The sequence below is a fragment of the Micromonospora psammae genome, assembly GCF_036902725.1.
Classification (GTDB): domain Bacteria; phylum Actinomycetota; class Actinomycetes; order Mycobacteriales; family Micromonosporaceae; genus Micromonospora.
The window spans coordinates 164,434-179,621 of sequence record NZ_JBAKHM010000012.1 but is presented as its reverse complement, the minus strand read 5'-3'; the positions used below and the strand labels follow the sequence as shown (position 1 = coordinate 179,621).

The 15,188-nt window shown below is 74.2% G+C and carries 13 protein-coding genes; 5 read left to right on the top strand and 8 right to left on the bottom strand.

The window, feature by feature from the left end; all coding sequences use genetic code 11:
- Positions 1-237: glutamine synthetase beta-grasp domain-containing protein (locus V6U79_RS16805; RefSeq protein ID WP_334615158.1), on the bottom strand; the 237-nt coding region annotated here is incomplete at its 3' end.
- Positions 238-483: 246 nt separating this feature from the next.
- Between V6U79_RS16805 and V6U79_RS16800 the strand changes: the two genes are divergently transcribed.
- Positions 484-897, top strand: a complete 414-nt coding sequence (locus V6U79_RS16800; RefSeq protein ID WP_442933791.1) for an RDD family protein — start codon at positions 484-486, stop codon at positions 895-897.
- Between the two features lie 158 nt (positions 898-1,055).
- Here V6U79_RS16800 and V6U79_RS16795 read toward each other — a convergent pair whose 3' ends face one another.
- The gene (locus V6U79_RS16795; protein WP_334531137.1) at positions 1,056-1,745 is read right to left on the bottom strand and encodes a DUF4191 domain-containing protein; all 690 of its coding nucleotides are present in this window, start codon (positions 1,743-1,745) and stop codon (positions 1,056-1,058) included.
- A gap of 170 nt (positions 1,746-1,915) precedes the next feature.
- Here V6U79_RS16795 and V6U79_RS16790 point away from each other — a divergent pair, with 170 nt between their 5' ends.
- Positions 1,916-2,122, top strand: coding sequence for a hypothetical protein (locus V6U79_RS16790; RefSeq protein ID WP_334615157.1), 207 nt, complete (start codon positions 1,916-1,918; stop codon positions 2,120-2,122).
- Positions 2,123-2,295: 173 nt separating this feature from the next.
- Positions 2,296-5,184, top strand: a complete 2,889-nt coding sequence (locus tag V6U79_RS16785; protein WP_334615156.1) for an ATP-binding protein — start codon at positions 2,296-2,298, stop codon at positions 5,182-5,184.
- An 81-nt stretch (positions 5,185-5,265) separates the two neighbouring features.
- Here V6U79_RS16785 and V6U79_RS16780 read toward each other — a convergent pair whose 3' ends face one another.
- Together V6U79_RS16780 and lipA are read right to left on the bottom strand one after the other, a co-directional pair.
- A complete protein-coding gene (locus V6U79_RS16780; protein WP_442933790.1) occupies positions 5,266-6,918 on the bottom strand; it encodes a hypothetical protein in 1,653 nt (550 codons plus the stop codon).
- Between the two features lie 117 nt (positions 6,919-7,035).
- Entirely contained in the window at positions 7,036-8,085 is a 1,050-nt protein-coding gene (gene lipA, locus V6U79_RS16775; RefSeq protein WP_334531146.1) for a lipoyl synthase, read from the bottom strand.
- A 357-nt stretch (positions 8,086-8,442) separates the two neighbouring features.
- Between lipA and aspS the strand changes: the two genes are divergently transcribed.
- Positions 8,443-9,729 (top strand): aspartate--tRNA(Asn) ligase, encoded by a 1,287-nt coding sequence (aspS, locus tag V6U79_RS16770; protein ID WP_334615155.1) that lies wholly within the window; start codon positions 8,443-8,445, stop codon positions 9,727-9,729.
- Between the two features lie 48 nt (positions 9,730-9,777).
- Here aspS and nadE read toward each other — a convergent pair whose 3' ends face one another.
- The 4 genes from nadE to V6U79_RS16750 form a co-directional block, all read right to left on the bottom strand.
- Positions 9,778-10,614: an NAD(+) synthase gene (gene nadE / locus V6U79_RS16765; protein ID WP_334615154.1), complete on the bottom strand. Its 837-nt coding sequence runs from the start codon at positions 10,612-10,614 to the stop codon at positions 9,778-9,780.
- A 106-nt stretch (positions 10,615-10,720) separates the two neighbouring features.
- A complete protein-coding gene (locus V6U79_RS16760; protein ID WP_334531155.1) occupies positions 10,721-11,113 on the bottom strand; it encodes a VOC family protein in 393 nt (130 codons plus the stop codon).
- A gap of 50 nt (positions 11,114-11,163) precedes the next feature.
- A complete protein-coding gene (gene lipB, locus V6U79_RS16755; protein ID WP_334531158.1) occupies positions 11,164-11,805 on the bottom strand; it encodes a lipoyl(octanoyl) transferase LipB in 642 nt (213 codons plus the stop codon).
- 90 nt (positions 11,806-11,895) lie between these two features.
- A complete protein-coding gene (locus V6U79_RS16750; protein ID WP_334615153.1) occupies positions 11,896-13,716 on the bottom strand; it encodes a DUF6311 domain-containing protein in 1,821 nt (606 codons plus the stop codon).
- A 221-nt stretch (positions 13,717-13,937) separates the two neighbouring features.
- On the opposite strand from V6U79_RS16750, the gene V6U79_RS16745 reads away from it, so the two are divergent.
- Positions 13,938-15,140: an extracellular catalytic domain type 1 short-chain-length polyhydroxyalkanoate depolymerase gene (locus tag V6U79_RS16745; protein WP_334531164.1), complete on the top strand. Its 1,203-nt coding sequence runs from the start codon at positions 13,938-13,940 to the stop codon at positions 15,138-15,140.
- Positions 15,141-15,188: the final 48 nt, after the last annotated feature.

The following is a 15,188-nucleotide window of genomic DNA, read 5'->3' as shown; positions in this document are numbered from 1 at the left end:
GATGAAGGCGCTGGCGACGTCCGGGAGCAGGAGCATGTCCGACTCGTGGATCGCCTGGAAACCACGGATCGACGACCCGTCGAAGGCCAGGCCGTCGCTGAAGACGCTGTCGTCGAAGGACTCCACCGGCAGGTTGAAGTGCTGCATCACGCCGGGCAGGTCACAGAACCGTACGTCGACGAACCTCACGTCCTCGTTCTTGAGGTATCGCAGCAGTTCCTCGGGATTGGCAAACACACGTCCTCCTGGCACGTCCACTCCGGTGGCTGGGCTCTGGCGACGCTATGACCGCGGGGTTGCCCGGCCGTGTCTCCTATGTTTCTGCCGTGTTACGTCGCTCGCGGAGTGTCATCTGCGCCGCTCAGTCCCCTCCGGGTATCCGTTCGGACGATACCGGCCGGGGCGGAGTACCGCCAATTGATGCTATTGGCCCGATTCCCCGCACCGTGCCGATCCGGGACGGCGCCGATTCGCTGACTACCCTTGACCGCTGTGACCAACCCGTACGCCGCGGCACCGGTGCCGCCCGCCGCAGACCCCACCTTCACCCCGCCGAGCCTCGGCCCCCGGTTCGGCGCCCTGGTGATCGACTGGGTGCTCTGCCTGCTGGCGTCCAACATCTTCGCCGACCCGTTCCGCGACGCCTGGGCCCCGGTGCTGGTGCTCGTCGTCGAGTACGGCCTCTTCCTCGGCCTCTTCGCCCAGACCCCCGGCATGTACGTGACCCGCGTCCGCTGCCTCTCCTGGGCCGACGGCGGCCGGATCGGGCTGCTCCGGGCGCTGCTGCGCGGCGTGCTGCTCGCCCTGGTGGTGCCCGCCCTGCTCATGGACGAACACCGTCGCGGCCTGCACGACCGCCTCACCGGCTCGGTCATCACCCCCGCCCCCCGAGCCTGACCCCGCGCCGCCCGACGACGCCGTCCGAACCAAGGTCGCGCTCGAACCAGGAAACAGTGGCCTCCGAGCGGAAGGGACACCACTGTTTCCCGGATCGAGCGCGATCTTGTGAGGTGCCGGGCGGACGCGGCCCGGCTCTTTCGGGTACGACGAGGGGGTCAGCGGCCCCGGGACTGGCGGAAGGCGCTGCGCGGCGGGCGCATGTTCTTCGGGATCGCGCCCTTGGGCATCTGCGGCCGGGCGGTGAGCGCCTTGAGCCGCTTGTCCAGCGCGTTGACGTCCTTCGGGCTGAGGTCGCGCGGCAGCCGCATCAGCGTCATCCGCAGCTTGCGGATCGGCAGCTCACCCTCGCCCTGGCCGATCACGTAGTCGTGCAGCGGCGCCGAGCCGATCACCTTCGCCAGCCGGCGCTTCTCCTGACCCAGCAGGCCACGGACCCGCTGCGGGTTGCCCTCGGCGAGCAGGATCACGCCGGGCCGGCCGATGACCAGGTGCACCATGTCCATCTGCGTGGTGGAGCTGACCGCCGGGGTGACCCGCCAGTCGCCGCGCATGCTCTCCATGATCTGCGCCGCCGCGCCGGGCTGGCCCTCGGCGGCGTTCATCATCGCCTTGTTGGACCGCAGGTTCAGCACGATCAGCAGGGCGAGCAGGGCGAACAGGATGCCCAGCGGCAGCCAGAGCCAGCCCCAGAGGATCACCGCGACCACGGTGAGCGCGAGCGGGATCAGCACCGCGCCGGCGGCCAGTGGAGCGAACCACCTGTCCTGCTTGGCGGTGAACTTGAACACCATCCCGATCTGCTTCAGCCGCTGGCCGAACGAGACCTTCTCCTGGGGCTTTGCCATGCCGCAGAGTCTAGTGGTCGCCGCCCGTGAAGTTGATCCGCGTCCGGGGGTCCGCCAGCTGAGTACCTTACGGCGTGCCGGCCCCCGCCGGACCCCGGAGTAAGGAGGGGAAGCGGCCGAAGATCGGGCAGCGCACGCATGCCCCGGCGGCACCTTCGCGTGGAAGGTCGATGTCAGCAGACGACGACCACCGCAAGGAGCCCACGATGTTCGGTAACGACCCAGACTTCATCCTCACCATCCACCGTACGCACGCCGCCGAGCTGCGTGCCGACGCCGACGTGGACCGGCTCGCCCGGATGCTGCCGCGACGCACCGTGCGCGGCTGGCTCAGTCGACGCGACCACGCGGGCCGCACCGCCGACGCCCGCCGGTGAGCCCTCCGCGCCCCCCGGCGGCGGTGCCGACCGATCCGTACCGCGCGCCACCGGCCCCGCCCGGTCATCCGGCCGGCGGGGCCGGTGCGGGGCGGTCGGCGAGGGGTGCCCCGCCCACGGACCGACCGATCGGCGGGATCGGCGCCGGCCCCGGCCATGGCATGCTCGGTGCCGTGACCGCACGCGCCGTCAGCACCGTCCTCGTCGGCCGCCGGCGCGAGCTGGTGGCTCTGCGCGACGCGCTCGCCCGGGCCCGTACCGGGGAACCCACCACCGTCCTGGTCGGCGGTGAGGCCGGCGTGGGCAAGACCCGGCTGCTGGAGGAGTTCGGCCGCTCTGCCACCGACGCCGGCGCCCGGCTGCTGGTAGGCCAGTGCCTGGAACTCGGCGAGGTCGGCCTTCCCTTCGCGCCGTTCGCCGCAGCGCTGCGTGCGGTGCTGCGGCGCGACGGCGCCGAGGTCTTCGCCGGGTACGAGGCCGAGTTCGCCCGCCTCCTGCCGGAGCTGGCCCGGGGCCCGCTCGGCGGCACCGCTCCCGCCGTCGCGCCCGGGTCGGACGCCCCGCGCGGCTACCTGTTCGACCTGGTGGCCGAGCTGTTCCACCGGCTCGCCGCCGTCCAGCCCCTGATGCTGGTGATCGAGGACCTGCACTGGGCCGACCGCTCCACCCGTGACCTCATCGGCTTGCTGGTCCGGGGCGCCCGCACCGCCCGGCTGCTGCTGGTCTGCACCTACCGCACGGACGAGCTGCACCGGGGGCACCCGCTGCGTCCCTTCCTCGCCGAGCTGGACCGGGCCCGCGGCGTCGAGCGGATCGAGCTTGGCCGCCTCGACCGGGACGGCACCGGCGCGATCCTGGCCGACCTGCTCGGCACCGAGCCGGCCGCCCGCGCGGTCGACGACATCCACGAACGCACCCAGGGCAACCCGTTCTTCGTCGAGGAGCTGGCCGCGGCCGGCGACCCGATCGGCTGCGCCGCGCTGCCGGAGACGCTGCGCGACCTGCTGCTCGCCCGGGTGGAGCGGCTGCCCGAGGCGGCCCAGCGGGTGCTGCGGATCGCCGCCGCCGGGGGCACCCGGATCGCCCACCAGCTGCTCGCCGAGGTGGCCGGGTTGCCCGAGTTGGAGCTGGAGGACGCGCTGCGCGCCGCCGTCGCCGCCCAACTGGTGGTGGCCGACCCGGACGGCGACTACGAGTTCCGGCACGCGCTGGTCCGCGAGGCCGTCCACGACGAGCTGCTCCCCGGCGAGCACGCCCGCCTGCACGCCCGCTTCGCCGCGGCCGTCGAGGCGCAGCCCCACCTGGTCGCGGCCGGCCGCGCCCCGGCAGAGATCGCCCACCACTGGTACGCCGCGCACGACCACCCGCGGGCCCTGGTGACCGCCCGCACGGCTGCCTGCGCCGCCGCCGACCGGTACGCGTACGCGGAGCAGAGCCGGTTGCTGGAACGGGTGCTGGAGCTGTGGGAACTGGTGCCCGACGCCGCCGACCGGCTCGGCATGGACCACCTGGCGGTGCTGGAGGAGACGCTCGCCGCGGCCACCACCGCCGGTGACTACCACCGAGCGCTCACCCTGACCCGGGCCGCGCTGGCCGAGGTGGACGGCGACGCGGAGCCGCTGCGCGCGGCGCGGCTGCTGGAGCGGCGCGGCCGGATGCTGGCCATGCTCGGCAAGAGCGACGGCGCCGCCGAGCTGCGCGAGGCGTACCGGCTGGTGTCGGGGGTGCCGGACGGTCCGGACCGGCTCCGGCTGCTCGTCGACGTCGCCGCGTACCTGGTCAGGATCGACCCCGAACAGGCCGCGTCGGTCATCGGCGAGGCGATGACGGCGGCGGAGGCGCTCGGCGAGGACATCACCTTGCTGCCGACCCGGATCGCCATGCTCTGTCGCACCAGTCGGGCACCCGATCTCGGCCTGGCCGAGATGCGCCGGGCGGAGGCCCTGGCCCGCGCTGCGGACAACGCGCCGGCACTGGTCAGCGCCCTGGTCCACAGCTCGGACGTGCTCTTCGAACTCGGCCGGTACGCCGAGGCGGCGGAGGCGGCCGCCGCAGGGGTGGTCGAGGCCCGTCGGGTCGGGATCAGCCGCTCCTCCGGCGCGTACCTGCTCTCCAACCAGGCAGAGGCGCTGATCGCGCTGGGCCGTTGGGACGAGGCGGACGCGGCCTGCGCCGAGGCGGCCCGGATCGACCCGCCGGGCGTCTCCGGGCTGCACTGGCTCCAGTTGCGGGCCGGCCTGCGGTTGGCCCGGGGACATCCCGCTGCCGACGAGCTGGTCGGTCGCGCGCTCGCGTTCCTGGCGCGGCCGTACCTGTGGCCGAATCATCGCCTGCCGCTGCTGGAGCTGCGGATCGAGGCGGCCCTGGCGGCGGGCGACCGGAGCGAGGCGGTGCGGGCCGGGTGGAGCGCCCTCGCCGACGACCGCCTGTCGCAGCTTCCCCGGGAGGGCTGGCCGGTACTCGGCGCCGTCGCTCGGGTGGCGGCGTTGACGGGAGACGCCGACCTGGCCGCCACCGTGGCCGCGCGAGCCGCCGACCTGCCGGCCCGCCATCCGGCGGAACGGGCGTACGCCGCCCAGGTCACCGCGACCCTGGCGGCTGACGGGCAGGCGTTGGCCGCCTGGCGGGCCGCCGTGGCCGCCTGGCGTGCGGCGGAACAGCCGTACCCGCTCGGCCGGTCGCTGCTGGCGCTGGCCGAGGCGGCGGCCGGCGCGGGGGACCGGGACGAGGTCGGCGCGGCGGTGCGCGAGGCCAGCGTGATCGCCGGCCAGCTCGGCGCGACACCCCTCGTCGAGCAGGCCGCGACCCTGGCCCGACGGGTCGGCCTGCGCGGCGCGACCCGGGGCCGCCCCGGCGCGGACCTGCTCACCCTGCGCGAACAGGAGGTGCTGCGGCTGGTCGCCGAGGGGCACAGCAACAGCCGGATCGCCGCGCAGCTCTTCATCTCACCGAAGACGGCCAGCGTGCACGTCTCCCGGATCATCGCCAAGCTCGACGTGAGCAACCGCGTCGAGGCAGCCGCCCTGGCCCACCGCCTCAACCTGCTCGCCGGCCCCCGCTGACTCCACCGTTCTCGTCCCCCTGTCGCGGAAAGGGTGACGCCCCGCCCCGAATGCCCATGTCCGGGACAGCGCGCGGGTGGGTCAGCGGTGCGGGAGGTAGATGCGCCAGCCGTCGATGGTGATCAGGTCGAGGGTGGTCGGTTGGGCGCGCAGGCGTTCGTTGAGGCGGGCGGCGAGCGGCGAGTCGGCGGGGGCGACCCAGGCCGCTGACGTCGACGCCGCCACCGCCCGGCGGTACGGCCGGTAGCGGTCGTGCCCGGGGTTCAGGTCGTCGTCGACCACGGCGCAGAGCACGTCCTCGCCGCTGGCGAAGGTGAGCCGGTTGCAGGTCCAGTAGCCGCCGTACACGTGCCGGACGCCCCGCTCCCGCAGGGTGGTCACCAGTTCGGCGTGGCGGGCCTCGGCGGCGCGGGCGGCCGGCGCGGCGCCGACCGCTCCGACGGTGGCGATGACGGCGGTGCCGAGTGTCGCCGTCAGCACCCCGGCCGCCGCGACCCGCAGCGCGGGATCCCCCCGGGCGGGGTCGGGCCCGCAGGTCCGCCGCCGGGCGGCGGTCCACAGCGGCCACAGCAGCGCCGGTACGGAGATGAGCAGGCAGGACAGGTAGCGGCTGCTCTCGATCGGGGTCCGCCCGGCCGCGCTGCTGACCGCGTAGCCGGCGAGCGTCGCGGTGGCGGCGATGACCAGGGCGAGCGTCACCGCCGCACCGGTCCGCGTCCCGTCCGGCCCGACGGTGGGGGTGGGGCTGGGCCGGACGAGGGCCGGCACGCGGCCCGGCGGGCCGGCCGGGGAGACGGCGCGCAGGGTGCGCCAGGCGGCGACACCGGCGACGACCAGGAGCACCGGCACGGCGGCCGCCCACCACAGCTGCCAGGGCGCGCAGTGGCTCGGGAAGCAGAAGCCCATGCCCAGCGGCGGCCCGAGCACCAGCCCCCCGTACAGCCGTTCGGGCCACCCGGCGGGCTGGCCGGCGCCGCTCGCGGCCAGCACGGCGGCGAGCGGGCTGCGGCCGGTCACCAGGCTGTGCGCCAGCAGCGGCCCGGAACCGACCAGCGCCCCGAGACCGAGCAACGCGCCGGCCCGGCCGGTCAGTTCCCGCCGGCGGAACGCCACCAGCACCGCCCCGGTGGCGGCCACGTACGGCAGCACCAGCGGGTCCACCCAGACCATCAGGCCGGCGAGGAACCCCCAGGCGGCCCAGCGCGGCAGCCGGCGACCCGGCCGACCGGCCGACAGGTCGTACGCCAGCAGGGCGAGCGCCACCCCGACGGGGTTCATCTCCGGGTAGCCGCCGCCCGCGATCAGCTGGTTCTTGACGATCCGGTCCGAGCCGAGCGCGAGCAGCACCACGACCAGCAGGGCGAACCAGCGGTCCCCGGTCAGCCGCAGCGCCAGCCGCCAGGCGAGCAGCACGAAGAGGACGTACAACGCGAGAGCGGGCAGGCGCAGCCCGAGCGTCGACGGTCCGGCCAGCGCGAACACCGGCGCGGCCAGCCACGCCTCCAGCGTCCCCATGTAGGCCTGGCCGTAGAAGAAGACCGGGAAGTCCTCACCCAGGGCGATGCGCAGCGCGGCCAGACCCATGGTGGCCTCGTCGCTGTTCGTCGGCGGCGAGTGGTGCAGCAGCAGGCCGAGGCGGTAGCCGACCCCGGCCGCGACGGCGAGCAGGGTGAACAGCCCGGGCAGTCGGGACCACCGGGCGGAGGCAGGCGCCTGCGGCGCGTACGCCGACACCTGTGCATAACGGACGAACCGTCACCGATGTCACGTAACGCCGCAGGCGCGTGCGCGGCCGCACGGGCCTTTCGCGGAAGCGGGCCACCGCCGGCCAGAGGCGGCGCCGGCCGGGAGTCAGCCGGCGGCGGGAGAGCTCTCGCGGGCGTCGAGGGCCTGCTGGTAGAGCCGGCCGGCGCGGTACGACGAGCGCACCAGCGGCCCGCTCATCACGCCCGCGAAGCCGATCTCCTCGGCCTCCTCGCGCAGCTCGACGAACTCTTCCGGCTTGACCCAGCGGGTCACCGGGTGGTGCCGGGGGGAGGGGCGGAGGTACTGGGTGATGGTGATCAGCTCGCAGCCGGCGTCGTGCAGGTCGCGCAGCGCCTGGGACACCTCGGCCCGCTCCTCGCCCATGCCCAGGATCAGGTTGCTCTTGGTGACCAGGCCGGCGGCGCGGGCCTGCCGGATCACGTCCAGCGAGCGCTCGTAGCGGAACGCCGGGCGGATCCGCTTGAAGATCCGCGGCACCGTCTCGACGTTGTGCGCCAGCACCTCCGGGCGGGCGCCGAAGACCTCGGCGAGCTGCTCGGGGACGGCGTTGAAGTCGGGGATCAGCAGCTCGACGCCGCAGCCGGACCGCAGGGCGTGGATCTGCCGGACCGTCTCGGCGTAGAGCCAGGCGCCGCCGTCGGGCAGGTCGTCCCGGGCGACGCCGGTGATCGTGGCGTAGCGCAGGCCCATGGCGGCCACCGACTCGGCCACCCGGCGCGGCTCGTCGGCGTCGAACTCGGCCGGCTTGCCGGTGTCGATCTGGCAGAAGTCGCACCGCCGGGTGCACTGGTCGCCACCGATGAGGAAGGTCGCCTCGCGGTCCTCCCAGCACTCGTAGATGTTGGGGCAGCCGGCCTCCTGGCAGACGGTGTGCAGCCCCTCGCGCGAGACGAGCCCGCGCAGCTGGGTGTACTCCGGGCCCATCTTGGCCTTGACCTTGATCCACGGCGGCTTGCGCTCGATCGGCGTCTCGGCGTTGCGCGCCTCGATCCGCAGCATGCGTCGCCCCTCGGGGGCGACCGTCGCGGAACGCGCAGCCTGCGGGGTCGTCGTCGGCGCGGAGTGCTCGATCGTCACAAAACCGAGCCTACGCCCGACGGTTGCCGTCGATGAACGTCGGGCGACGGGCGTCACGTCGCAGATGTTGTGACACCGGACACCGGGGACGTCCGAAATGACGTCACAGCGCTCCGGTGGGGGTGCTAGCCTGCCCGGCAGAGCTGTGACGGAGCCGAGTAGCGCGTCGATCAGCCAGTGCAGAGAGCCGCCGGTTGCTGGAAGGCGGTCTGGCGCCGGCGCGTGAAGACCCTCCCGAGCTGCGGGAAGAACGGCGCCTGTGGGCGCCCGGTAGAACCCGCCGACTGGCCCACGTCACGGGCGACGAACGAGGCTCCCGCTCCGGCGGGGGCGAAGGTGTGGTGGCACCGCGAGGTTCCCGCTCGCCCACACCTCCCGGGGATCGCGTTGCGATCGATCGAGGAGGTAACCGCCGTGCAACGCATCCTGTCCTCCCAGCTCACCGCCCATGTCGGCGAGACCGTACGGCTCGCCGGGTGGGTGCACCGCCGCCGGCTGCTCAAGTCGGTGGCCTTCCTGATCGTGCGGGACGCCGCCGGCCTGGCCCAGGTCGTGCTCACCGACCCGGCCGCCCGGGCCGCCCTCGGGGAGCTTCCCGAGGAGAGCGTCGTCGAGGTCGTCGGCACGGTGGTCGCGAACGGCACCGCACCCGCCGGGGTCGAGCTGACCGACCCGACGGTACGACCGCTCGGCCCGCCCGCCGTGCCGCCGCCGTTCGACCTGTACCGGCCGGCGCTCACCGCCACGCTGCCGACCCAGTTGGACAACGCCCCGACGGCGCTGCGGCACCCGACCCGTTCGGCGGCGCTGCGGATCTCGGCGGCGGCGGTGGCCGGCTTCCGGGCCGCCCTCGACGCCCGCGACTTCGTGGAGATCCACACGCCGAAGGTGGTCGCCTCGTCCACCGAGAGCGGGGCGAACGTCTTCGCGCTGGACTGGTTCGGCCGGCCCGCGTACCTGGCCCAGTCGCCGCAGTTCTACAAGCAGCTGATGGTGGGCGTCTTCGAGCGGGTCTACGAGGTCGGACCGGTGTTCCGGGCCGAGCCGCACGACACCGTGCGGCACCTGGCCCAGTACACCTCGCTCGACGTCGAGCTGGGCTTCGTCGCCGACCACCGGGACGTGATGGCGGTGCTGCGCGACACCCTGGCCGGGATGCTCACCGCCGTGGCGGAGCGCGCCGGCGGCGCGGTGGCCACCCTGCGCCTCGACCTGCCGGCCGTGCCGGCCGAGATCCCCGCCGTGCACTTCACCGAGGCGCTGAAGATCGCCGGCGCGCCGGCCGACGAGCCGGACCTCGCCCCCGCCCACGAGCGGGCGCTGGGGGAGTGGGCCCGCGCCGAACACGGCTCGGACTTCCTCTTCGTCACCGGCTACCCGATGGCGAAGCGGCCCTTCTACACCCACCCGGACCCGCGGCGGCCGGCGTACTCGAACGGTTTCGACCTGCTCTTCCGCGGCCTGGAACTGGTCACCGGGGGGCAGCGGCTGCACCGGTACGACGACTACCTGGCGGCGCTGGCCGCGCGCGGCGAGCCGGTCGAGCCGTACGCGGGCTACGTGGAGGCGTTCCGGCACGGCATGCCGCCGCACGGCGGTTTCGCCATCGGGCTGGAACGCTTCGTCGCCCGGCTGGTCGGTGCGGCCAACGTCCGGGAGGTCACCGCCTTCCCCCGCGACCTGCACCGGCTGACCCCGTAGCGAGCGGGGCCCCTCGTCGGCGTACGGCTGTCGACGAGGGGCCCCGGCTCACCGCTGGGCCGGGGGCGCGATCGGCAGGTTCCGCTTGTGGGCGGTGGCGCGGTAGTGGGCCACCAGTGCCGCCTCCACCTCCGCCGGGACCGGTCGGCCCTCCAGGTAGTCGTCGATCTGGTCGTACGCCAGGCCGAGCGCGTCCTCGTCGAGCTTGCCCGGGGCGAGGCTCTCCAGGTCGGCGGTGGGCGCCTTGCCCACCAGGTCGGCGGGGGCGCCCAGCGCGGCGGCGATCGCCCGCACCCGGCGCTTGGTCAGCCCGGTCAGCGGGACGACGTCGGCCGCGCCGTCGCCGTGCTTGGTGAAGAAGCCGGTGACCGCCTCGGCGGCGTGGTCGGTGCCGACGACGAGTCCGCCCGTCGCGCCCGCGACCGCGTACTGGGCGATCATCCGCTGCCGGGCCTTGACGTTGCCGTGGACGAAGTCCCGCTGCCCGGCGTCGGCGAAGGTCAGCCCGGCTGCCTCCAGCGCTTCCAGGGCGGCGTCGGCGGCCGGCTTGATGTCGACCGTGAGCACCCGGTCGGGGCGGATGAAGGCCAGCGCCGCCTGGGCGTGCTCCTCGTCGACCTGCACCCCGTAGGGCAGCCGCATGGCCAGGAAGACCGCCTCGTGGCCGGCGGCGCGGGCCCGCTCGACGGCGAGCTGGCAGAGCCGGCCGGCGGTGGTGGAGTCGACCCCGCCGCTGATGCCGAGGACCAGCGTCCGCAGGCCGGTGTCGACCAGCCGGTCGGCGAGGAAGACCACCCGTCGTTCGATCTCGGTTTCCGCGTCGAAGCCCGCCGGCACCCGGAGCTCCTCGGCGATCTGTTGCTGCGTCGACATCACGTCGGTCATCGGGGGGTCCTTCCGTCGGTTGCCCGGTCTCGACAGGAGTCAACCTGCCCCCGGGCACGGGCGGTCAATCAGGTGGGCCCGATCGGCGCGAGGGCCGGCGGGCCGCTCAGGCGGGGCCGAGCAGGTCCCAGGAGTTGCCGGCGACGTCGCGGAAGACGGCGACCCGGCCGTACGGCTCGGTGCGCGGCGGCTTCACGAACTCGACGTCCGCCTCGACCATCCGGCGGTAGGTGGCGTCGAAGTCGTCAACCTGGAGGAAGAAGCCGACCCGGCCGTGGGTCTGGTCGCCCACGGCGGCCTCCTGCCGCTCGCCGTCGGCGCGGGCCAGCAGCAGCCCGGTCCCGCCGCCCGGCGGACGAACCACCACCCAGCGCTTCGGCCGCCCGTCGTTGGTCAGCGACGGGGAGTCCTCGGTCAGCTCGAAGCCGAGCACCTCGGTGAAGAAGGCGATGGCCGGGTCGTACTCGGCGACGACGAGGGTGACGAGATCGATCTGCACCGGACCGAGGGTAGGCCGTCCTCCGGCCAGCCGGGCGCGCGGCCGGGTCCTCAGACGGTGACGAGGGTGGACAGCCGCCGCTCCACCACCGGGAGCACGTCGGCGACGGTCACCGGACGGCCCAGCTCGGCGGTGAGCGAGGTGACCCCGACGTCCCGGAGGCCGCAGGGCACGATCCGGTCGTAGTACGACAGGTCGCAGTCGCAGTTGATGGCGAAGCCGTGCAGGGTCACGCCGCGGGCCACCCGGATGCCGATGGCGGCCACCTTGCGGGCCGGGCCCCGGTCGTCCTGCGGCACCCACACCCCGCTGCGTCCCTCGACCCGGCCGGCGGCCAGCCCGAACTCGGCGCAGACGTCGATCAGCAGCTGCTCGGTGCGCCGTACGTAGGCGACCACGTCGACCGGGTCGGGCAGCCGGAGGATCGGGTAGCCGACGAGCTGCCCCGGCCCGTGCCAGGTGATCTTGCCGCCGCGGTCGACGTCGACCACGGGAGTGCCGTCCATCGGCCGGTCCGACGGTTCGGTGCGCTTGCCGGCGGTGTAGACGCTCGGGTGCTCCAACAGCAGCACGGTGTCGCCCCGCTCGCCGGCCACCACCGACTCGTGCAGCCGGCGCTGCTCGTCCCAGGCGGCCTGGTAGTCGAGCAGGCCGGCGCGGACGGCCGTCACCCCGGAAGTCGTCGTAGTCACCCCGCCAGCCTAGCCCCGTCGGTGGCCGTCACCCGGGGTGAGCCTCGTCGCCATCGCGGCCCGACCAGCAGGGCGGTGACCAGCAGCGGGTCAGGCCGGCGGCACCTTCCACAGCCAGACGTCGTCGACCCGCTGCGGCTGGCCGAGCAGGGCGGTGGCGGTGCGGCGCAGGGCGTTCTCGTCCAGGTCGTACTTGGCGCCGTGCACCCGGTCGGGCAGCACGACCGCCTCGACGCCCCAGTACCGCAGGTCGGCCAGGGAGAGCCGGACGCTCCCCTCGGTGATGATCGGCACCAGACCGGTCCGTCCGGCCTGGTCCATCAGGGTGTCGAAGGTGCGCGGCGGCGGGCCGATCCGGCCCCGCCCGTCGGGGCCGCCCGGGCCGAGGAAGAAACCGGCCGGGATGCGGAACTCGCCCTGCCGGTGGGCGAGGGCGTACGCCTGCCAGCGCTGCCCGTCCGGGGTGACGTCCAGGGTCAGCGGCAGCGGGGTGAGCACCCCGTCGGGCGAGACGTGCTCGCGCCAGGTGCCGGCGGTGATGAACTCGGGGATCGGCTCGCGCGTGCTGGTCAGCAGCGGGACGGGCAGCAGCGGCAGCAGCGCCGCCGCGAAGCCCAGCGCCCACGCCGCCCGGGCGCCGCGCCGGCGCGGCGGCGCGGCCCGCAACCGGTCGATCGCGTACGCCAGCAGCACGCCGATCATCGGCGCGACCACCAGCGCCAACCGGGACGGCAGCGCGGCGTTGACCACCGGCAGGTCGTCGAGCAACCCGAACGGCAGCAGCTGCCCGGTGTGCCGCCCGTTCCACTTCGCCTGCGACCCCCAGGAGAGCACCGCGAAGACCATGGCGGTGCCGCCCAGCGCGGCGAGGGTGGCCCGGCGGCCCGGGTCGGCCCGCCGCCACAGCGCCACGAAGCAGGCGACGGCGAGGAGCAGCAGCGGCAGCCCGAAGAACGAGTTCTCCTCGGTCGGGTTGGGCGCCAGCGAGGTGCGCAACCCGGCCTCGCCGGCCAGCGAGCGCTGCGGGTAGGCCCCGAACGCGGCGATGTCCTCGGCGTGGATGACCGGGTCGAATCCGGTGCCGTGGAAGCGCTGCGGCCCGGCGAAGTGCAGCCAGAGCGGGTACGCCAGCAGCACCCCGGCCACCAGGGCGGCCACCCCGAGCCCGCGCAGGAAGGTGGGCAGCGCCGACCGGGCCTCGGCCCGTCGGGCCGGATGCAGCGACCAGATGGTGAGGAACACGCCCAGCGCCAGCGCGGTGAAGAAGAGCCCCTCGGCGGCGATGGAGAACGCGACCGCCACCAGCGCACCGAGGACGATCCCGCCGCGCAGCCAGCGCCCCGGCCGGCGCAGTACGAACACCGCGTGGACCAGCAGCGGCACCAGCCAGCCGGCGGTCCAGTTGAGGTGCGCGTTGGCATGCGACACCATGCCGGGGGAGTAGGCGATGAAGAGCGCGCCGAGCCCGGCGGCGAACCGGCTGCGGTCCAGGTGCCGGGAGAGCAGCCAGTACCAGGCCAGCGCGGTCGCGGCGAGGTTGAGGGTGAGGATCACCAGGAACGTCGCCGGCGGCCCGATCAGGTACGTCAGCGGGGCGAAGACCGCCGCGTACACGGTGACCGAGGTGTTGACCGCGAGGTTGACCCCGTCGGGAACGTTGATCAGGGTGGTGAAGAGCGGGTTCTCCCCGTGGGTGATGGCGTGCCCGCCGAAGGCGAGCAGCCACTCGAAGAGCGCCTGGTCGCTGGAGTTGACGGTGATCGCCCGGCCGTTCGGGTCCGACCAGAGGCCGCTGGTGACCCAGCCGGCCAGCAGCAGGGCGACGAGCGCCACGACCAGGTCGGCCCGACGATTCCGGCCGGTGGGCGCGGCGGTGGGCTGGTCGGCGTCCACGGTGGGGGAGGTCGGCACGGAGCGGACGTTACCAACCGGATCCGCCCCCACCGCCCGGACACGGGGCAAGGAGGACGCCTCCGGTGTCGGAGGGGGTCCCGGCGATCCCCACGCCCGCCGCGCACACATCGGCGTGGACGAATGTGTGAGCGGCGGCCATGTCGCAGGTCGGAAACACCGACGTAACGTCGCGGCAACTTGGAAGTGACCCAGTTCACACACCGCCACAGGAGGTCGCCGTGCGCCGCCCCGCATCCATCCTCGCCCGTCTCGCCGGCGCGGTCGCCGGGGTCGCGCTCGCCGCGACCGCCCTGGTCGCCGTCGCCGCACCCGCCCAGGCCGCCACCCTGACCCAGGTCACCGGCTTCGGCTCCAACCCCGGCAACCTCGCCATGTACGCCTACCGCCCGGACGGCCTGCCGGCCAACGCGCCGGCCGTCGTCCTGCTGCACGGCTGCACCCAGAACGCCGCCGGCTATTTCGCCAACTCCGGCTGGCGCAAGTACGCCGACCAGTGGAAGTTCGCCCTGATCGTGCCCCAGCAGTCCGCGTCCAACAACGCCAACTCCTGCTTCAACTGGTTCGAGGCCGGCGACACCGCGCGCGGTCAGGGCGAGGCGCTGTCGATCAAGCAGATGGTCGACCACGCCAAGGCCAACTACGCGGTGGACGGCAGCCGGATCCACGTCAGCGGGCTCTCCGCCGGTGGGGCGATGAGCGCGGTCATGCTCGCCACCTACCCCGACGTCTTCGCCGCCGGATCGGTGGTCGCCGGCCTGCCGTACCGCTGCGCCACCAGCACCGTCAACGCGTTCTCCTGCATGAACCCCGGGGTGGACAAGACCCCGGCCGCCTGGGGTGACCTGGTCCGGGGCGCGTACTCCGGCTACACCGGCCGCCGGCCCCGGGTGGCCATCTGGCACGGCACCTCCGACACCACCGTCGCCCCGCTGAACGCCACCGAGTCCCGCGACCAGTGGACCAACGTGCTCGGCGTCGGGCAGACCCCGACCAGCACGGCGTCGCTGCCCGCCGGCACCAGCCTGGAGGTGTACGGCAACGACGCGGTCCGGCTCTACCGGGTCTCCGGGATGGGGCACGGCACGCCGGTCGACCCCGGCACCGGCGCCGACCAGTGCGGCACCGCGACGTCGTACTTCCTGGACACCATCTGCTCGGCCTACCGGGACGCGCTCTTCTTCGGGCTCAACGGCGGCGTCACGCCGAGCCCCACGGCGACCGCGTCCCCCACGCCGAGCCCCACGGCCGCGCCGGTCTGCGTCACCGCCAACAACTACGCCCACGTCACCGCCGGCCGCGCCTACGCCTCCGGCGGCTACGCGTACGCCCTCGGCAGCAACCAGCGCATGGGTCTCTACAACACCTACGCCACCTCCACCCTCAAGCAGACCGCCCCCGACTACTGGGTGATCGGCTGCTGACCCCCTTTGATCATCAGGTTGTCGCCCCGACACCCCGCGGTGCGGGGC